Origin of the sequence: Streptomyces sp. NPDC059895 (assembly GCF_042731035.1) — a bacterium.
Taxonomy (GTDB): domain Bacteria; phylum Actinomycetota; class Actinomycetes; order Streptomycetales; family Streptomycetaceae; genus Streptomyces.
Window position 1 is genome coordinate 1 of the sequence record NZ_JBHWKO010000009.1, and the last position, 18,482, is coordinate 18,482.

The 18,482-nt window shown below is 73.7% G+C and carries 17 protein-coding genes; 8 read left to right on the forward strand and 9 right to left on the reverse strand.

All coding sequences use genetic code 11. The features are described from left to right. Both ACFV9M_RS13120 and ACFV9M_RS13125 read left to right on the forward strand, forming a co-directional pair. On the forward strand, positions 1–288 hold a 288-nt coding region (locus ACFV9M_RS13120; RefSeq protein ID WP_385102418.1), incomplete at its 5' end, for an FMN-binding protein. Between the two features lies 1 nt (position 289). Continuing rightward, positions 290–1,027, forward strand: a complete 738-nt coding sequence (locus ACFV9M_RS13125) for an FAD:protein FMN transferase (RefSeq protein ID WP_385073765.1) — start codon at positions 290–292, stop codon at positions 1,025–1,027. A 163-nt stretch (positions 1,028–1,190) separates the two neighbouring features. On the opposite strand, the gene ACFV9M_RS13130 is transcribed toward ACFV9M_RS13125, so the two are convergent. Next, positions 1,191–3,398 (reverse strand): ArnT family glycosyltransferase, encoded by a 2,208-nt coding sequence (locus ACFV9M_RS13130; RefSeq protein ID WP_385073762.1) that lies wholly within the window; start codon positions 3,396–3,398, stop codon positions 1,191–1,193. A 308-nt stretch (positions 3,399–3,706) separates the two neighbouring features. Between ACFV9M_RS13130 and ACFV9M_RS13135 the strand changes: the two genes are divergently transcribed. The 3 genes from ACFV9M_RS13135 to ACFV9M_RS13145 are packed head-to-tail and all read left to right on the forward strand — an operon-like array spanning position 3,707 to position 6,191. Then, positions 3,707–4,840, forward strand: coding sequence for an ABC transporter ATP-binding protein (locus ACFV9M_RS13135; RefSeq protein ID WP_385073759.1), 1,134 nt, complete (start codon positions 3,707–3,709; stop codon positions 4,838–4,840). Beyond that, the gene (locus tag ACFV9M_RS13140; protein ID WP_385073757.1) at positions 4,837–5,523 is read left to right on the forward strand and encodes an ABC transporter permease; all 687 of its coding nucleotides are present in this window, start codon (positions 4,837–4,839) and stop codon (positions 5,521–5,523) included. The genes ACFV9M_RS13135 and ACFV9M_RS13140 overlap by 4 nt, the downstream gene beginning before the upstream one ends. Next, positions 5,520–6,191 (forward strand): ABC transporter permease, encoded by a 672-nt coding sequence (locus tag ACFV9M_RS13145; RefSeq protein WP_385073754.1) that lies wholly within the window; start codon positions 5,520–5,522, stop codon positions 6,189–6,191. The genes ACFV9M_RS13140 and ACFV9M_RS13145 overlap by 4 nt, the downstream gene beginning before the upstream one ends. 145 nt (positions 6,192–6,336) lie before the next feature. On the opposite strand, the gene ACFV9M_RS13150 is transcribed toward ACFV9M_RS13145, so the two are convergent. Genes ACFV9M_RS13150 through ACFV9M_RS13165 form a run of 4 tightly spaced genes read right to left on the reverse strand, consistent with a single transcriptional unit; the run spans position 6,337 to position 10,879 of the window. Then, entirely contained in the window at positions 6,337–6,936 is a 600-nt protein-coding gene (locus ACFV9M_RS13150) for an ATP/GTP-binding protein (RefSeq protein ID WP_385073752.1), read from the reverse strand. Continuing rightward, complete coding sequence (locus tag ACFV9M_RS13155) at positions 6,923–7,363, reverse strand: DUF742 domain-containing protein (RefSeq protein WP_385073749.1); 441 nt, start codon at positions 7,361–7,363, stop codon at positions 6,923–6,925. The genes ACFV9M_RS13150 and ACFV9M_RS13155 overlap by 14 nt, the downstream gene beginning before the upstream one ends. A gap of 49 nt (positions 7,364–7,412) precedes the next feature. After that, positions 7,413–7,889 (reverse strand): roadblock/LC7 domain-containing protein, encoded by a 477-nt coding sequence (locus ACFV9M_RS13160; RefSeq protein WP_385073746.1) that lies wholly within the window; start codon positions 7,887–7,889, stop codon positions 7,413–7,415. Beyond that, a complete protein-coding gene (locus tag ACFV9M_RS13165; RefSeq protein ID WP_385073743.1) occupies positions 7,886–10,879 on the reverse strand; it encodes an ATP-binding protein in 2,994 nt (997 codons plus the stop codon). The genes ACFV9M_RS13160 and ACFV9M_RS13165 overlap by 4 nt, the downstream gene beginning before the upstream one ends. A gap of 331 nt (positions 10,880–11,210) precedes the next feature. Between ACFV9M_RS13165 and ACFV9M_RS13170 the strand changes: the two genes are divergently transcribed. The 3 genes from ACFV9M_RS13170 to ACFV9M_RS13180 all read left to right on the forward strand — a co-directional run bounded on the left by ACFV9M_RS13170 (position 11,211) and on the right by ACFV9M_RS13180 (position 14,408). Continuing rightward, positions 11,211–12,167, forward strand: a complete 957-nt coding sequence (locus ACFV9M_RS13170; protein ID WP_385073741.1) for an ABC transporter substrate-binding protein — start codon at positions 11,211–11,213, stop codon at positions 12,165–12,167. Between the two features lie 10 nt (positions 12,168–12,177). Next, on the forward strand, positions 12,178–13,863 hold the full coding sequence (locus ACFV9M_RS13175; RefSeq protein WP_385073738.1) for an aromatic amino acid lyase: 1,686 nt from the start codon (positions 12,178–12,180) through the stop codon (positions 13,861–13,863). A gap of 128 nt (positions 13,864–13,991) precedes the next feature. Continuing rightward, positions 13,992–14,408 carry an ankyrin repeat domain-containing protein gene (locus ACFV9M_RS13180; RefSeq protein ID WP_385073735.1) on the forward strand — a complete coding sequence of 139 codons (417 nt, stop codon included), beginning with the start codon at positions 13,992–13,994 and terminating at the stop codon, positions 14,406–14,408. A gap of 6 nt (positions 14,409–14,414) precedes the next feature. Here the strand turns inward: ACFV9M_RS13180 and ACFV9M_RS13185 are convergent, their stop codons facing one another. The 4 genes from ACFV9M_RS13185 to ACFV9M_RS13200 are packed head-to-tail and all read right to left on the reverse strand — an operon-like array spanning position 14,415 to position 18,417. Next, the gene (locus ACFV9M_RS13185; RefSeq protein ID WP_385073733.1) at positions 14,415–15,044 is read right to left on the reverse strand and encodes an ATP/GTP-binding protein; all 630 of its coding nucleotides are present in this window, start codon (positions 15,042–15,044) and stop codon (positions 14,415–14,417) included. Next, a complete protein-coding gene (locus ACFV9M_RS13190; protein ID WP_385073731.1) occupies positions 15,031–15,387 on the reverse strand; it encodes a DUF742 domain-containing protein in 357 nt (118 codons plus the stop codon). Before ACFV9M_RS13190 ends, ACFV9M_RS13185 begins: the two co-directional genes overlap by 14 nt. Position 15,388: 1 nt before the next feature. Continuing rightward, entirely contained in the window at positions 15,389–15,823 is a 435-nt protein-coding gene (locus ACFV9M_RS13195; protein WP_385073728.1) for a roadblock/LC7 domain-containing protein, read from the reverse strand. A 14-nt stretch (positions 15,824–15,837) separates the two neighbouring features. Beyond that, on the reverse strand, positions 15,838–18,417 hold the full coding sequence (locus tag ACFV9M_RS13200; RefSeq protein ID WP_385102421.1) for a nitrate- and nitrite sensing domain-containing protein: 2,580 nt from the start codon (positions 18,415–18,417) through the stop codon (positions 15,838–15,840). Between the last annotated feature and the right edge of the window lie 65 nt (positions 18,418–18,482).

The following is an 18,482-nucleotide window of genomic DNA, read 5'->3' on the forward strand; positions in this document are numbered from 1 at the left end:
TCCACGGCCCCCGCGTCCGGCTCCTCGGGGCTGGTCGTGAAGGGCACGACCGTCGCCACCGAGAAGGGTGACGTGCAGGTCGAGGTGACCTTCGAGGGCGACACGATCACCGCGGTGCGGATGCTGAAGCAGCCGAATCACCCGCAGACGACGGCCGCGGTGCCGACGCTGGTCGAGGAGACGCTGCAGGCGCAGAGCGCGGACATCGACACGGTGTCCGGCGCGACCGTCACCAGCGACGGCTACCGGGAGTCCCTCCAGGCCGCGATCGACGCGAAGGGCGCCTGACGTGCACCGCGTGGAACACGTCATGGGATTCCCGGTCTCCCTGCGCGTCGACGACGCGGGCGACCACGACGGCCCGGCGGACGCCGTCTTCGCCTGGCTGCGGGAGGTCGACGAGCGGTTCAGCCCGTTCAGGCCCGGCAGCGAGGTGTCCCGGTACGGCCGGGGCGAGCTGCCGGCCGAGAGGATCGGCGCCGACCTGGCCGAGGTGATCGGCCTGTGCGAGCGGTACCGGGCGGCGACCGGCGGCGCCTTCGACGCCCGGCTGCCCGGCCGGGGGTTCGATCCCTGCGCCGTCGTCAAGGGCTGGTCGGTGCAGCGGGCGGCGGAGCTGCTGGCCGCGGCCGGGGTACGGCGGTTCTGCCTCAACGCCGGCGGTGACGTGGTCGCCGCCGGCGGCCCGTGGCGGGTCGGCGTACGCCACCCCGAGATCGCCGACCGGCTCTGCACGGTGCTGGAGCTGGCCGACGGCGCGGTCGCGACCTCCGCCCGCTACGAGCGCGGCGACCACATCCTCGACGCGCGCACGGGGGCGCCGGCGACCGGACTGCTCAGTGTCACGGTCGTCGCGCCGACGCTGACGGTGGCGGACGCGGTGGCGACGGCCGCCTTCGCGCTGGGCGCGGAGGGCGTCGAGTGGGCGGCCGGGCAGGAGGGCTGCCAGGTCTACGCGGTGGACGCGCGGCGGCGGGTCCTGCGCACGCCGGGGTTCCCGGCGGCGGGGGTGGAGGCGGCCGCGTGAGTACCGGGGCGGGGGTGTCGGCGGTGACGCTGTGGCTGCTGGGGTGGGGCGCGGCCGTGGTCGCCTGGGTGCGGCCCCGGCCCCGGCCCCGGCCCCGGCCCCGGCGCCGGGGCCGGGAGGGGCGGTACGGGGTCGCCGTACCGCCCTCGCGGGGGAGGCGGGCTCAGCCGACGTCGGAGGCGTCCAGCCGGTACAGCCCGCTGTAGTCGCCCACGGCGGTGCCGTGCTTCTCCACCCAGGCCGTGATCTCGCTGCTCGCGGAGTTCTGCCCGCTGTCGCCGACCACGACGTAGTGCAGCTTGCCCGCCTTCACCAGGCTCTTGAGCTTGGCGAGGGTCATGGCCTCGTCGGTGCCCGACCAGCCGCCCATGGAGATCACGGGCTCGCCGGACTCCAGGATGACCGAGGCCGCGGTCTGGTCGGTGGCGACCGCCACGAGCCAGGTGGCGCCGTCCTGGTGCTTCTTCAGGTAGGTGATCATCGCCGAGGACACCTGGGTGCCGCCGCCCATGCCGCCGCCCATGCCGCCGCCCATGCCGCCGCCCATGCCGCCGCCCATGCCGCCGTCCGTGCCGCCGCCCATGCCGCCGTCCGTGCCGCCGTCCGTACCGCCGTCCGTGCCCCCGCCGGTGGACCCGGTCTCGCCCGTGGACCCGGCCTCGGTGGACCCGGTCTCGCCGGTGGACCCGGTCTCGGTGCCGGAGGACGGACCGCCGCCGCCCGACGGGGGCTGACCCGGCTGCTGCCCGTCGCCCGTGCCGCTGCCCGTGCCCGTCGGCGCCTCGCCGCCGGGCCGCTGTCCGCCGCCCCCGCCGCCCATGCCGCCACCGGTGGTGGGGCCGGCCGTCGGATTGGTGCCGTTGGGGGTGGAGGCGGCCGCGGACGCCGCGTACGCGGCCGGACCGGCCAGCAGGGCCACGACCGCCGCGAGAGAGGCGACGGCCGTCAGCCGCTGCCGCCGGGTGAACCGTCCGACCAGCAGCCCGATCACCGCCGCCGCGCCCGCGACCCCGGCCACGACCTCGGCGACCGTGTACGCCGTCCCCGAGCCGGAGACCCGCTGGAGCAGGACGACCGCCCAGACGGTGCTCGCCGCGACCGCCGCCGGCAGCACCCATCCCCACTTCGCCGCCGGGCCCTCGCGGAAGGCGCGGAACAGCATGACCGCTCCGATGCCGGCCAGCGCCGCGATGCCCGGGGCCATGGCGGTCACGTAGTACGGGTGGAAGGTGCCCTCGGCGAGCGAGAACGTCAGGTAGTGCAGGACGAACCAGCCGCCCCAGAGCATGAGGGCCGCCCGCCGGGCGTCGGTGCGCGGGGCGCGCCCGCGCAGCACCAGGCCGCCGATCAGGGCGACCGCGGCGAACGGGATCAGCCAGGAGATCTGGCCGCCCATCGTCTCGTTGAACATCCGGTACAGGCCCGCCTCGCCGCCGAAGCTCGCGCCGTTGCCCTGCGAGCCCGCCGACGAACTCGCCCCGAGGATCCGGCCGAGGCCGTTGTAGCCGACGACCAGGTCCCAGACCGTGTTGTCGGTGGAACCGCCGATGTAGGGGCGCGACGACGCCGGGATCAGGTCGACGACCACCATCCACCAGGCGCTGGAGACGGCGAGGGCGAGCGTGCCGGCGGCGAGGTTGCGGATCCGCCTGCCCAGCGGGGCCCGTGCCGCCCACAGGTACACCAGGAAGAACGCGGGCAGCACGACGTAGGCCTGCATCATCTTCGTGTTGAACGCGAAGCCGATCGCGACGCCCGACCACACCAGCGGCGCCGCCTTCCCGGTGCGCACGGCCTTCAGGAGGGCGGCCGCGCCGAGCAGCATGAGGAAGACCAGGACGGGGTCGGGGTTGGTGTCCCGGGTGATGGCGACCGTGATGGGCGTCAGGGTGAGCGCCAGGGCGGCGATCGTCGCCGCGACCGGGCCGAAGTCCCGCTTCACCATCCGGTACAGCAGAGCCACCGAGCCCACGCCGGCCGCGACCATGGGCAGCGCCAACTGCCAGGTGCCGTAACCGGACACACGGGCCGACAGGCCCATCACCCACAGCGCGAAGGGGGGTTTGTCGACGGTGATGAAACTGCCCGCGTCCAACGCGCCGAAGAAGAACGCCTTCCAGCTCCTGGTGCCGCTGTAGACGGCCGCGTTGTAGAAGGAGTTGCCGGTGACGGAGGTCAGGTTCCAGGCGTACAGGGCCGTGGCCAGCGCCAGGACCGCCCACAGGGCGGGGCGGGCCCAGCGCGGGTCGTCCGGGGCGCCGGTGAACAGCCGGCGCGTACGGGCCGCGAGTCCGCGGGCGGCGGGCGGTCCGGCCCGGTGGCGGTCACCGTCCTCCCGGGCGGGGGCGGGCGGCGGGGCGAGGGTCGTCATGACGCGTACTCCAGGGGGTGTTCGCCCGGGCCGGGCAGGACGGAGGGACGAGGGAACCGGACGCCTCCCGCGTCCGCACCCTCATGGCAGTGACGATCGGGGGCGCGTCTGGGGGATCCCTGAGCCGGCTCTGAGGGGAGGGTGAGAACCAGCGAACTCACAGGAGGGCCACAGGGGGGAGCCGGTGCGGCTCGTGCGGCTCGTCAAAACCCCCGCAACACAAGAGGTCTAGACTCTCCCCGCAACGGCCCGAGCTCACCCGGTCGAGAGCGGGCGGAACTTGCCAGACCCGAAGGGTATTCGGCGTTTTGATACGGATAGATTCAGTCACCAAGCGGTATCCGGACGGCACGGTGGCGGTCGACCGCCTCTCCCTGGACATCCCGGACCGTTCGATCACGGTCCTGGTCGGCCCCTCCGGATGCGGCAAGACGACGACCCTGCGGATGATCAACCGGATGGTCGAGCCCAGCGAGGGCAGGATCCTGCTCGACGGCCAGGACATCCAGCAGCAGCCGGTCGACACCCTGCGCCGCTCGATGGGATACGTCATCCAGAACGCCGGACTCTTCCAGCACCGCACGATCGTCGACAACATCGCCACCGTGCCGCGGCTGCTCGGCTGGAGCAAGGACAAGGCCCGGTCCCGGGCGCGGGAGCTGATGGAGCGGGTGGGACTCGACCCCTCGCTCGCCCGGCGCTACCCCTACCAGCTCTCCGGCGGACAGCAGCAGCGCGTCGGCGTGGCGCGGGCACTCGCCGCCGATCCGCCGGTGCTGCTGATGGACGAGCCGTTCTCGGCCGTCGACCCCGTCGTCCGCAAGGGACTCCAGGACGAACTCCTGCGCATCCAGGGCGAGCTGGGCAAGACGATCGTCTTCGTCACCCACGACATCGACGAGGCCGTCAAACTCGGCACGATGGTCGCCGTCCTGCGCACCGGCGGCCGGCTCGCCCAGTTCGCCCCGCCCGCCGAGCTGCTGTCCGACCCGGCCGACGCGTTCGTCGAGGACTTCCTCGGCGCCGACCGGGGTATCCGCCGGCTGTCGTTCTTCTCCTCCGCCGGCCTCGCCCTGCTCACCGCGCCGATCGTCGCGATCGACGCGAGCGCCGAGACGATCGCCTCCCGGGGGGCCGCGGACGACGTCCCCTACCTCCTCGTCACCGGCGTCGACGGCAAGCCCCTCGGCTGGGGCGAGCCGCGCGACCTGACCGCCGGGAGCATCGACGCCGGCCGACTGCTGCCCTACGGGCGGCCGTTCACGGCCGGCACGGACTCGCTGCGGTCCGCGCTGGACTGCGCCGTGCTCTCGCCCACCGGCTGGGCCGTCGCCGTGGACGCCGAGGGCCGGGCCGCCGGGGTCGTCTCCCAGCAGGCCATCGCCGAGGCGATCCGCGGCGCCCACGCGGAGGGCCGTGACGACGCCAAGGCCCTGCGATGAACCGCTTCTTCGACATCCCCAGCGACCTCCAGCACAGCTGGATCGGCCTCGTCGGGCTGCACCTGCGCGAGGCGCTGCTGCCGGTCCTCGCGGGCCTGCTGCTCGCGCTGCCGCTGGCCCAGCTGTGCGTGCGGCAGCGCTGGCTGTACCCGCCCGTGCTGTGGGTGACGACCGTGCTGTACGCGATCCCCTCGCTGGCCTTCTTCGTCGTCCTCATCGACTACACCGGCCAGACCGAGCTGACCGTGATGATCCCGCTCACCGTGTACAGCCTGGTGGTGCTCGTGCCGGCGATCGTCGACGGCGTCCGCTCGGTGCCGCAGGAGACGCTGGCCGCCGCGACCGCCATGGGCTTCGGGCCCGTTCGCCGCTACCTCCAGGTGCAGTTGCCGATCGCCGTGCCCGCGATCATCGCCGGGCTGCGGGTGGCGACCGTGTCGAGCATCTCCCTCGTCAGCGTCGGCACCCTCATCGGCAACCAGGGCGCCCTCGGCAACCTGCTCCACGACGCCACCATCTACAACCGGCCGGAACTCGCCTGGAACGCGGTCCTCACCATGGGCGTCCTGGCGATGCTCGCCGACGCCCTCCTGGTCGCCGTACGCGCCCTGCTCACCCCCTGGATGCCGAGCGGCACCCGCCGCCCGAGGTCCGAGCCCGCTGTGAAGGACGCAGCCCGGTGAACGTACTCCACTTCGTCAACGCCTTCTTCAGCGACGGCGCCCACTGGAACGGCTACGACGGCATCCCCACCCGGGTGGGGGAGCACGTCCGGTACACGCTCCAGGCGCTCGCCCTCGCCGCCCTCATCGGGCTGCCGGTCGGCCTGGTCACCGGCCACTACGGGCGCGGCGGCACGGTCCTCTCCCTCATCGCCACCGCCGGGCGCGCCCTGCCCACCTTCGGCCTGCTGGTGCTGATGACCATGCTGCTGGGGTTCGGCCTGCTGCCGGTGATGATCCCGCTCGTCGTCCTCGCCGTCCCGCCGATCCTGGTGACGACGTACGAGGCCGTGCGCACCGTCGACCCCTCACCGGTGGACGCCGCGCGCGGCATGGGCATGCGCGAGGCCGGCATCCTGTTCCGCGTCGAACTGCCCGTCGCGCTCCCGCTGATCCTCGGCGGCCTGCGCTCGGCGGCGATCCAGATCGTCTCCACGGCCACCATCGCCGCCTACGTCAGCCTCGGCGGCCTCGGCCGCTACATCGTCGACGGCCTCTACCAGCGCGACTACGAGAAGGTGATCGGCGGCGCCACCCTGGTCGCCGTCCTGGCCCTCGTGACGCTCGCGGTGTTCTGGGCGGTGAGCAGGGCGGCGGTGTCGCCGGGGGTGCGGAGGGGGGCCCAGTAGGCTTTTTGGGCGCTCCCGGGCCCCGGCCTCGTCCGGGGGCCCGCCGCACCCCGGGGTCGCGGCCTCGTCCGGGGTCCCGCCGCACCCCGGGGTCCCGCCGCACCCCGGGGTCGCGCCGCCCCCGGGGTGCCGGCTTTTCGGGCCGTCACCCCTCCGTGCGTGCCAGTGCCTGTTCCAGGACCACCAGCAGGGCGTCCCGGACCGAGCCGCGTTCACGGGCGTCGAAGACCAGGACCGGGACGCCGTCGGAGACGTCGAGGGCCCAGCGGACCTCCTCCAGCGCGTGCTCGACGCGGCCGTCGAAGGCGTTGACGGCCACCGCGAACGGGATCCGCCTGTGCTCGAAGTAGTCGACGGCGGCGTAGCAGTCGTCGAGGCGGCGGGTGTCGACGATGACGAGTCCGCCGACCGCGCCCTCCACGATGTCGTCCCACATGAACCCGAACCGCTCCTGGCCCGGCGTGCCGAACAGGTACAGCTTCAGGGTCGGGTCGATGGTGATGCAGCCGAAGTCCATCGCGACCGTGGTGGTCGTCTTGCGCGGGGTGTGGCTGAGGTCGTCCACGCCCGCCGCGACCTCGGTGATGGCCGCCTCGGTGGTGAGCGGCTCGATCTCGGAGATCGCGCCGACGGCCGTGGTCTTGCCCACGCCGAAGCCGCCCGCGATCACCAGTTTCACCGGCAGCGGCGGCTGTACGGAAGTCTGGCCGGCGGTGTGCCGGACCAGCGGTTCAGTCGGAGTCACGGAGTACCCCCCGGGAGTCGGGGATGGCGCGGAGGCCATCGATGAGCCTGCGCAGGACGGAAGCGTCGTGGGTGGCGCCGGAGTCGGGCACGTGCACCGACAGCTGCCCCGCCGCGCGCAGGTCCTCGGCGAGGACCCGCACCACGTTCAGGTGCAGCCGCAGCCGGGCCGCGATCTCGGCGATCGACTGCGGCACCCGGCAGGCGGCGACGATGTCGTGCTGTTCGAAGGAGAGCAGGTCGAGGGCGTCGAGCCCGGTGGTGGTGGCCACCAGCTGGGTCTCGACGGGCATGGTCCGCCCGGACGACGCCTCACCCGCGCCCGCCACCCGGCCGGCCGTGACCAGGAAGGGCCGGACGGCGGGGGCGGGGCCGACGGGTACGACGCCGTCCTCGCCGGCGCCGCGCGGAGTGCGGCCGTCCGCCATCGGTGGTTCGCTTCCTCTCTGGACCGGCGGTTCTCGCGGTGCCGGCCGGTCAGCGCGACCTGGTGACGCCGACGCTGTTCTTCAGCTCCAGGACCAGCTGGGGGCTGAGCGCGCTGCCGGCGCGGTTGGCGAACACGGTCATCTCGTAGGCGATGTTGCCCAGCTTGGCCTCCTTGTCGGTGACCACGCCGAGCACGGCGCCCGAGCCGATCGCGGAGACCAGCACATGGCCGCCCTCCAGATCGATGATGACCTTGTTCAGACCGCCCAGGCCGTAGTTGCCGGAGGCGCCCGCCGCCAGGCTGGTGATGCCGGACACGATCGCGGCCAGCCGCTCGGAGTCGGCGTGCTCACGCAGCTCCGACACGGCGATCAGCAGGCCGTCGGAGGACACCGCGATGGCGTCCACCACCCCCGCGGTCTCGGTGGCGAAACGGTTGAGCAGCCAGGTGAAGTCGGCTGCGGCGGCCCGCAGGTCGGTCGGGGTGGCGGCTCCGGAGGGAGTCTCACCTGTCGACGTGCTCACTGCTCGGCTCCTTCCGGAGTGTGGTTCTGGTGGTACCCGGGGGTGCGGTGGTGGTCCGCGTGGTCGCTCCGGCCGTTCGGGACGGGCCGGTGGTTCGAGGCGCTCCGGTCGTTCGGGGCGGCCGTCCGGTCGTTCTCTTCGTTCTCTTCGTTCTCTTCGGTGGTGCGCGGGGCGGGGAGACGGTGGTGCTCTCCCGTGCCGCCGCCGCTGTCGCGGTGGGCGCGTTCGACGGCCGCCTCGAACTCCTCCAGCGCGCTGCGGACGGCGTCCGCGTCGGCGAGGGGCACGGTGCGGCGCGCGGCCTGCTGCGCGGCCGCGTCGACGGTCGTCCGGAGCGTGGCCCCCCGGACACGGCGCCGCAGCGGCCGCGCGCCGCCGACGGCATCGGCGGCCTCCGCGGTTCCGGCGGTCTCCGCGCGGCGGGCCGGGGTCCCGCTGCCCTGGCTCTGGGCCACGGACTCGTGCGCGTAAGTGTCCGTGGCCGTGGCCGTGGCCGTGCCCGTGTCTCTGTCCGTGTCCGCGTCCGTCTTGGGGCGGGTCTGGGTCCCGGTCCCGCCCGGGTCCGCACCCGTGCGGGCGTGGACCGGCGGTTCGTCCGCGTGCGGCCCGCGGCCGGTCGCGGGGCCGGGCGCCGGCCGGTGCGGTTCCTCGGCCGTGGCCGCCTCGCGGCGGGGGACCCGGCGTGGGAGGGCGCCCGGTTCGCGGTCGTCCGCCGTCGCGGGCGGCACCGCGAGCGCCGGGGACGGTCCGGCGGACGGGGAGGCGACCGGGGGCGAGGGGACAGCCGGGGACGAGGGGACGGCCGGAGACGAGGGGACAGCCGGGGACGAGGGGGCGGACGACGGGGACGAGGGGGCGGACGACGGGGACGAGGAGGTGGACGACGGGGACGAGGAGGTGGACGACGGGGACGCGGGCGGCTTCTTCGTCGCCGCCGCGTCCACGGCGGACGCGGCGGTCTCCGCCGCCCCCGCGGGTGCCGCCTCCGCTCCGCTCGGCGCGAGCAGCAGCGGGGAGGGGAGTGCCACCTCCGCCGTCACACCGCCGCCGGGAGTGCGGGAGAGGGTGACGTCGATGTCCCAGCGGCGGGCCAGGGCGCCGACCACGAACAGGCCGAGCACCTTCGTCGGGACGAGGTCGAGACGCTCACGGCGGACCAGGCGGGCGTTCTCCTCGGCGAGGCGCTCGGCGCTCATGCCCAGGCCGTGGTCGGCGATGGTGACCGTCGCCCCGTCGTCGTCGGAGTCGACCCCCACCTCGACCGGGCTGCCCTCGGGGGAGAACGACACCGCGTTCTCCAGGAGTTCGGCGATCATCAGCGTCAGGTCGCCGATGATGTCCGGTTCCACCATGGCCTCAGTACCGGCGTGCAGCCGTACCCGCTGGAAGCCCTCGATCTGGCCGAGCGCGGCGCGCACCACGTTGGTGAGCGCGGCCGGGCCGGAGTCGAGGACGGTCTCGCGGATGCCGGCCAGCAGCATCAGGCTGTCGGCGTTGCGGCGCAGACGGACCGCGATGTGGTCGATGGAGTAGAGGCGTTCGAGCAGCGCCGGGTCGGTCTCCCCGCGCTCCACGGCGTCGATCAACGACAGCTGACGTGACGTCAGGTTACTGACGCGGCGTCCGACGTTGCCGAACATCTCGGCGACGTTGCGCCGGCTCAGCACCTGGCGCTCCAGCAGCGCGGCCGCCGTGGTCTGGACGTTGTTGAAGGCCTCGGCGAGCTCACCGATCTCGTCGTCGGCGGTGACCGGCAGCTCGCGCAGCCGCGGCGGCCCGCCCTCCTCGGCGTCGTCGTCCGCCACCCGCGCGAGCTCGCGCCCGGCGACGTCGGCGACCTCCTGCGCGGCGCCGGTCAGCGCCCGCACCGGCCGGATCACCGAGCGGCGCACCAGCACCGCGAAGGCGATCCAGACGGCGAAGCCGAGCAGCGCCAGGCTCAGCAGCAGACCCGCGCGCCACTGTGCGTCGGAGGCGGTGGCGTCGGCGCGGTCGGCGATCTGGTGGATGAGCGAACCGGTGACCTTCAGCCGGGTCTCGGCCTGCTCGTTGTAGAGGTGGTAGGAGTCCAGCGCCTGCCGCAGCGCCGCGCGGATCTCCGCCTTCGAGCCGGCCTGCAGCGCGCTGGGGTCGACGGCCATCTCGGCGTAGTTCTGGCTGATGGTCGCCATCGCGGTGTTGTGCTCGATACCGCCGAACTCGTCGGTCTGCGCCTCGCTCGCGAACCGGGTGAACCGCTCGGCCTGGTAGGCGTACACCTCCTGGGAGCCGACCGCGCCGGTGAACTCGATGAGGGCGTTGCTGTCGCCGGTGCGCGCGGAGAAGACGCCGGTCTCGAAGGCGCCGTGCGCGGCGTCGGCGCGCAGCAGCGAGTCGAGCAGGTTGCCGGTGAAGGTGGTGGCGAGCGCGGAGTTGCGGTCCAGGCCGAGGCCGTCGATGAGGCCGTCGGCGGCTCCCGAGTACGCCGGGTCGATGTTGTCGGCGGGCAGATAGCCCTGCTCGATGGTGCTCCGCAGGCCGGCGAGGCCCTCGATCACCCTCAGGGCCTGCGCCTCACCGGCCGGCAGCCGGTCGGCGAAGGTGTCGCGCACCTGTTGGATCTGGGTGTCGACGTCGAGCTGGGCGACCCGGTAGGCGGAGGTGGAGGGCGTGCCCCCGTCGAAGGACGCCTCGTGCCGTACGGAGAGAAGGACGGCCTGCTGGTGCTCGGCCTGCACCGCGGCGACCAGTTCGGCGACCTGGGAGCTGTCCCGCACCAGTTGGGCGGCGGTCTCGGCGCGGTCGGACTCCTGCACCAGGTCGACGATGAGGTAGCTCAGCAGCAGGGCGATCACCGTCAGCGGCACGCCGACGAGGACGTTGAGCTTGCGCTGGAAGGGCCACCGGTCGGTGACACCCCGCAGGCCTCGGCGGACGGACGAGGATGCCGGGGGTGCCGAGGACGCCGGGGATGCCGAGCCGGCGGGCGCGTCCACCGTGTTCGTGGACACCGGGCCTCCTTCGTGGGGTCGTGCAAGGCGTGCGCGCCGCTGTGGCAGGCGTCAACGTCGGTGACACTATCGCTTCTCTGTGCGAAGGGGTGTGGCCGCACGTCAAGAATCCATTACGAAGGACAGCCCGATCGGGCCACAACTGGCCATGAATCGAAGCCATTCGGTGACCCGAACGCTCTTGACTGATCGAGAAGAGGGTGGATTGGATCGAGTCAGGAGGGGCTCGGCTTCCACTCCTCCCCCTCCTTCTGCTCCTTTTCCCCACAGATTCCCCCGCAGATTCCCCCACTGACTTCCCCATCGACCTCCAGAGCCCGGAACGGGAACCGTGACTTCCAACGCCCACAGCAGCAGGTCCCTCAGGAACCACCCCGGTGCGGCGGCCGTCGCGCTCGCCGCGACGACGGTCCTGCTGGCGGGATGTTCCTCCTCCGACGACACGTCCGACCCGCTCGCCGAGGAGAAGGCCGACGGCAACACCGTCGTCGTCGGTTCCAACAACTTCGCCGAGAGCATCCTGCTCGCCGACATCTACGGCGAGGCCCTCAAGGCCAAGGGCATCAAGGTGTCCTACAAGCCGAACATCGGCAGCCGCGAGACCACCTACGGTCTGCTCAAGAACGGCTCCATCACCGTCCTGCCGGAGTACAACGGCTCCCTGCTGGCCTACCTCGACGCGAAGGCCGAGCAGACGTCTCTGGAGGCGGTCAACGCCGCCGCCAAGGCCAAGCTCGACCCCAAGCTGACGCTGCTGGAGTCCTCGCCCGCCGAGGACAAGGACTCCGTCACCGTCAACCAGGAGACCGCGGAGAAATACGACCTGACGGCGGAGTCGACCCTCGCCGACCTCAAGGACATCGCCCCCGAGCTGGTCCTCGGCGGTTCCCCCGAGTTCCAGACCCGCCAGCAGGGCATGGTCGGCCTGGAGGAGGTGTACGGCCTGACGTTCAAGTCCTTCAAGGCGCTCGACGCCGGCGGTCCGCTGACCCAGGCCGCGCTGAAGAAGAACACGGTGCAGGCCGCGGACATCTTCACCACGGACCCGACCATCACCAAGGAGAAGTTCGTCGTCCTCCAGGACCCGGAGAACCTCTTCGGCTTCGCGAACGTGACCCCGCTCGTCTACAAGAGCGGGCTCTCCGACGAGGGCGTCGACGCGCTGAACGCGGTCTCCGCCAAGCTGGACACCAAGACCCTGCTGGACCTGGACTCCCAGGTGCAGCTGGAGAGCAAGGACCCGCTGGACGTCGCCAAGGCGTGGCTCAAGTCGGTCGGCCTGGGCTGACGTACGCGGATTGGACACGACGGCACCCGGACCGGCCCGGGTCCCTCCCGCACCGGAGGACACCCGGGTCGTCCTGAACGGCACCACCCTCACCGTCGGCGGGCTGATCGCGCTCGCCGACGGCGCGGCCGTGCCCGCGGTGGCCCCCGAGGCCCGCGAGCGGGCCGCCCGTTCCTGGCACACGGCCCAGCGCCTGGCCGCCGCAGGCCGGCTCTACGGCCGCGGCACCGGCGTCGGCGCCCACCGGGCGGTGACCGTCGACGCCGACGACGAGTCGGCGCACGGCCTGCGCCTCCTGCGCAGCCACGCCGGCGGCGCGGGCGCCCTCCTGCCCGCCCGCCAGGTCCGCGCGATGCTCGCGATCCGCGCCAACCAGCTCCTGGCCGGCGGCTCCGGCATCCACCCCTCCTTCGTCGACGCGCTCACCGAGGCGCTCCGCCTGGGCGTCCACCCGGCCGTCAACGAGTACGGCGCCGTCGGCACCGGAGACCTCACGGCCCTGGCCCAGACGGGCCTGACCCTCATCGGCGAACGGCCCTGGCCGGCCGGCCGGCCGGAGAGCCGGCGGCACGGCGTACCGGGCGGCGGCCCGGCGGACGCCCCGGACGGTCTCCTCGACGGCCGCCCCACCGCGGGCCTGTACGACTGGCTGGACAGCCGCCCGGCCGACCGCCGGGCCCCCGGCCCCACCGGCCGGACGCACGACCCGGCGGCCGGAGAGCCGGACGCGGGCAGCGGGGGCGCACCGGACCGGCTCCCCGCCCCCGTCACCCTGCGCCCCGGAGACGCCCTCGCCCTCCTCAGCAGCAACGCCCTGGCGCTGGCGCAGGCGGCACTCGGCCGGCACGCGCTCGACGTGCTGCTGCGGGCCACGCACGCCGTGGCCGCCCTGTCCCTCGCCGGGGTCTCCGGTTCCGCGGAGGCGTACGCCGCACCCGTGCACGCCCTGCGGCCCTACCCGGGTGCCGCCCGTGCCGCCGGTGAGGTACGACGCCTGCTGGGGCTGCCCGACCGCCCGGCCGGTCCCGGCCGCCGTATCCAGGACCCGTATGGCTTCCGGGCGTTCCCCCAGGTCCACGGCTGTGCCCTCGACGCCGGCGAGAGGCTGCGCGAGGTCGTCGAGGTGGAGATCAACTGCGCCTCGGAGAACCCCGTCGTGCTGCCCGACGGCACCGCGGCCTACCACCACGGCGGCTTCTTCGCCGCACCGCTCGGCCTGGCCGTGGAGGGCGCCGGACTCGCCCTGCTCCAGACCGCCCGGCTCTCCGCCGCCCGCCTGGCGGCGCTCGGCGACCCCCGGCTGACCGGTCTGCCCGCGTTCCTCGCGGCGGGCCCCGCGAGCAGTTCGGGCACGATGATCCTGGAGTACACCGCCAACTCCGCGCTCGCGGAGCTGCGGACGTGCGCGGCCCCCGCCTCGCCGGGGCACGCCGTCCTCTCGCACGGCCTGGAGGAGGCCGCAGGCTTCGCCGGGCAGGCCGCCCGCCAGCTGCTGCGCGCGACCGACGCCTACGCCACCGTCCTGGCCTGCGAACTCGTGGTCGCCGTACGGGCGTTGCGGCTGCACCCGGTCCGTCCGCAGGTCGCCGCCTTCACCGTGGCGGACGCCGCGCTGCCCGACGGGCTGGACGACCGCCCGCTGACCGCGGACGTGACCGCGGCCGCCGAACTGCTGCCGTGGCTGGCGCGGTTGTGACGCTTCCCCCTCCCCCGGCGCACCGGAGCCACTGTCCGCCCGTGGACGCGTGAACAGACGTCAGACGGAGGAAACCGTGAACCGACGCAGACGGAGGAAACCGTGAACCGACGCAGACGGAGGAAAGCGTGAACAGACGCAGGCAGAAGAAACTGACGCTGCGGCTCGTGACGGCGGCCCTGCACGGCGAGGCCGCCGAGGTAGACGCGCTGCTGCGGGCCGGGGCCGACCCGGCGGCGGGGGACGCCGACGGTACGACACCCCTGTACCTGGCCTCGGTCGAGGGATTCGCCGGGATCGCGGCACGGCTGCTCGCCGCCGGTGCGCCGCCCGACGCCGAGAGCGCCGGCCCCGGTTCGGAGGGAACGCCCCTGTGCGCGGCCGCCGCCTGGGGCCACACCGACACCGTCCGCACCCTCCTCGCCCACGGCGCCGATCCGAACCTGCGCGAGGATCACGGCACGGGGATGACCCCACTGGAGTGGGCGACCCGGGAACCTCATCCGGAGACGGTCGCCGTGCTGCGTGCCGCGGGAGCCCGCTGACGGCGGTCAGTCCGCCGGACCCGGCCGGGGCGCGACGCCCGCGATCACCCGCTCGATCACCCGGTCGACCAGCGCGATCAGCACGTCCCGGCACGATTCGCGCTCCCGCGCGTCGCACAGCAGCACGGGAACGTCCGCGGGCAGCGCCAGCGACTCCCGGATCTCCCGCGCGGGGTAGGGGTGCAGGCCGTGGAAGCCGTTGACCCCGACGACGAAGGGGATGCCGCGGCGTTCGAAGAAGTCGATCGCGGAGAAGCCGGACTCCGGCCTGCGCACGTCGATCAGGACCACCGCCCCCAGGGCGCCGACGGCCAGGTCGTTCCACATGAACCAGAACCGCTGCTGGCCCGGGGTGCCGAAGAGGTACAGCACCAGGTCACCGCCGATGGTGATCCGCCCGAAGTCGAGGGCCACCGTGGTGGTCCGCTTCTCCTCGATGCCCTTCAGGTCGTCGACGTCCAGCCCGGCGACGGTCAGCGGCTCCTCCGTGCGCAGCGGCGCGATCTCACTGACCGACCCGACCAGGGTGGTCTTGCCGACGCCGAACCCGCCGGCGACGAGGATCTTCACCGTGTCGGGCGCGGCGACCGGGTCGTGCGTCCCGGCCGTCCCGGCGGTGGCATCAGCTGCGGCCAAGGCCGTCCCTCACTTTCTGCAGCAGCTCCAGGTCCGGGGTGGCGCCGAGGGGACGCGGCGGGCGGGCCGTGATCAGGCCCGCCTCCAGCAGGTCGCAGAGCATGATGACGACCACGCTCACCGGCAGGTCCAGCCGGGCCGCGAGCTCCGCCACGGCCATCGGCCGGGCGCACAGCCGCAGGATCCGGGTGTGTTCCGGCTGCGGCCGCACGGCCCGCTCGGGCGGCGGGTCGACCGCGGTCACCGTCGTGATGAGGGTGAAGTCGGCGCGGCTGGGCCGGGTCCGCCCCCCGGTGAGTGTGAAGGGCCGGACGAGCCGGCCCGTTGCGTCGTCTTCGCTCACCTCACCCGCCGTTGGTGCGCACGGCCGGGCCGATCCCGGTCCGCGGCGCCGCGCTGAGGTGCTCACCGATCTTCTTCACCAGCATGTTCATCTGGTACGCCACCACACCGACGTCCGCCTTGGAGCCGGTGAGCACGACGAGATGGGCGCCCGGCCCGGCCGATGTGAGGATCAGGTAGGTGTGGGCCATCTCGATGAGCGCCTGGCGCACCGGACCGCCGCGGAAGTCCATGCTGACGCCCTTGCTGAGGCTCATCAGGCCGGACGCGGTCGCCGCCAGCCGTTCGGCGTCCTCGCGGGGGAACCCGGTGGACTTGCTGACCACCAGCCCGTCCTCGGAGAGCACGACGGCCTGGTGCACGTCGGCGACCCGGTCCACCAGATTGGTGAGCAACTGGTCGAGCTGGGTGTTCGTGGCGGGGGCGGGGTGTGTCATCGCGGTGTCCTTCATCAGCGGTCGGCGGGCGGTGTCGGGGTCTGGGAGGGGTCCGCGGCGGTGACCGGCGGGCCCGGGTCGGGCACGGCGGCCGTCTCCCCGGGGTGCGTCTCCCCAGGGCCGGACAGCGGCATGCCGGAGTCGTCGCGCGCCCGCAGCGTGCCGCGCTGGAACCCGGCGAGGGAGGAGGCGGCGCGCTCCGCGCTGAAGTCGTCGTCGGGGCAGCCGTCCGCCTCGACGGGCCCGGGAGCCTCGCGCAACTCGTCGGCGAGGCTGGTCTGCGGCACCCGGCGGGGCAGCGGGGCGAGGCCGCCGGGGCGGTCGGGCGCCGCCCCGGCCGGGTCCGTCGCCGCCCCCCGCGCCCGCGCCCCCGCGCCGGCCGGGGAGGCGCGGCGCGCGACGGACGTACCGTCCGACGGACCCGGCGTACCGTCCGACGGACGCGGCGTACCGTCCGACGGACCCGGCGCACCGTCCGACGGACCCGGCGTGGTGGCGCGGGCACGGTCCGCCGGGCCGACCGTCTGGTCCGCCGGGCCTGCCGTCTGGTCCGCCGGGCCGCCCGCCTGGTCCGCCGGGCCGTGCTCCCTGGCCGACGCGTCCGGAGCCGTGTCCGCCGCCGCGCGGGAGGCACCGGTCTCCAGCGGCTCGGAGTCGGGGCACCCGGGGACCACGATGTCGTGCGGGACCAGCACGATCGCGGTGGTCCCGCCGTACGGGGAGTCGCGCAGGGTCACCGCGATGCCGTGCCGGGTGGCCAGCCGGGCGATGACGAACATGCCCAGCCGCAGATCGTCGGCGAGCGCCATCACGTCGAACTGCGGGGACACCGCCAACTGCGCGTTGAACGAGGCGTAGTCCTCCTCGGACAGGCCCAGACCGCGGTCCTCCACCTCGATCGCCAGGCCCCTGGCCACCAGCGCGGCACGCACCACGACCGGGCTCGGAGCGGCCGAGTAGGAGGTCGCGTTGTCGATGAGTTCGGCCAGGAGATGGATCAGGTCCGCAACGGCGGGCGGGGCGACGGACACCTCCTCCTCGGTCCGCACCTCCACCCGCCGGTACTCGGCGACCTCGCCGACGGCGCTGCGCAGGATGTCGATGAGCGCCACCGGCTCCGACCAGCTGCGTCCGGGCCGGCCACCGCTGATGATCACGAGGTTCTCCTCGTAGCGTCGCAACTGGCTGGCCGTGGAGTCGAGTTCGTACAGCCCGTTGAGGACCTCCGGGTCCTGGTGCCGGCGTTCGAGCGCGTCGAGCTTGCTGAGCTGGAGGTTGACCAGGTTCTGGCTCTGCCGGGCGATGCCCAGGATGACCTTCTGGAAACCGCGCCGGGTGTCGGCGAGTTCGACCGCCGTGTGCACGGCGGTGCGCTGCGCCGTGTTGAACGCCGCCGCCACCTGCCCGAGTTCGTCGCCGCCGTAGTCCAGCGGAGGGGTCGCCGAGTCCACGTCGACAGTCTCCCCCCGGTCCAGCCGGGCCACCACGTCCGGGAGCCGGTCGTGCGCCAGGCTCAGCGTGGCCCGGCGCAGGCCGCGCAGCCGCCGCAGCAGCGAGCGGGTGATCCGCCAGGACATGCCGACGCACAGCAGCAGCGCGACGAGCCCGCCGGCGCTCAGGGACGCGGCCGTGACCAGCAGCGCGCGTGCCTCGTCCGCGCTGGCCCGCAGCAGCGCCGTGGTCTGCTGCCGGATCAGCTCCGCGTACTGGTCGGACACCTCGGTGAGTGCGGCGCGCCACTCCTTGCGCACGTCCGGCAGGGCGATGTCGCCGTTCCCGCGCCGGTTCGCGCGCGCCGCGAGCACCTCGTCCTCGACGGCCTCGAGGGTCCGCCACTCCTTGCTCCGCAGGATCCTCTCGGTCCGGGTCTTCGCGTCGCCGGTGAGCAGGGGGACGATCTGGTCCCGCACGATCCAGCGGCGCGCGTGCACCGTCTCGGCGAACGCGGCCCACTGCTCCTCGTCCATCCGCCGCTCAGGCCCGGCCAGGGTGAGGTACAGATCCTCCTCGGAGACCAGTTCGGCCGCGTGCTCCAGGGCGACCAGCGGTCCGGCCCGCGAGGTGAGGTCGCCGTCGTCGACCTGGGAGAGCTCCTGGAAGGCGTGGATCTGGTCGTCGATGATCGACGTGTACTGGTCCAGTGCCTGCGCGGCGGTGATGTCGACGGGATCGTCCACCTGGCCGCGGTAGTACTCCAGGCTGCCCACGGACGCGACGACCGAGTACATCCGGTCCCGCACACGGGCGGGTGCCTGCTGGATGTCGTCCGCCTGGGTCACCAGCTGGGCGACCGCCGCGTCCGTCCTCCTGCGCTGCGCCTCCAGCGGGGCCCGGGAACCGTCGGGGTCGGCCAGCCACACGGCCGACAGGCTGCGCTCCCGCTGGAGCGCGAGCGTCGCCTCGGTGCCCATGGCGCCGGTCGACCGGCTCAGTTCGGTCTGCGCGCGCAGCCGCAGCCCTTCCGAGAACATCTGGATCGTCGTCACGCCCCACATGGCGGTGAGGGTGACGCCGGGCACCAGCGCCAGGAGGATCAGGGAGAGACGTATGGAGCCGAGACGGCGGCGGCGCCGGGCACCTGTCCGTGGAGGCATGGTCGTCCTTGGGCGATGAGCGGGCAGGGGTGAGCGGCGAGAGGGGGAGCCGGGGTCGGGGCGGA

Bases quoted from the DNA above. Each gene is read 5' to 3' on its own strand.
- ACFV9M_RS13140 (WP_385073757.1), top strand. From the start codon at position 4,837: ATGAACCGCTTCTTCGACATCCCCAGCGACCTCCAGCACAGCTGGATC.
- ACFV9M_RS13195 (WP_385073728.1), bottom strand. From the start codon at position 15,823: ATGACACACCCCGCCCCCGCCACGAACACCCAGCTCGACCAGTTGCTC.
- ACFV9M_RS13155 (WP_385073749.1), bottom strand. From the start codon at position 7,363: ATGGCGGACGGCCGCACTCCGCGCGGCGCCGGCGAGGACGGCGTCGTA.
- ACFV9M_RS13200 (WP_385102421.1), bottom strand. From the start codon at position 18,417: ATGCCTCCACGGACAGGTGCCCGGCGCCGCCGCCGTCTCGGCTCCATA.
- ACFV9M_RS13130 (WP_385073762.1), bottom strand. From the start codon at position 3,398: ATGACGACCCTCGCCCCGCCGCCCGCCCCCGCCCGGGAGGACGGTGAC.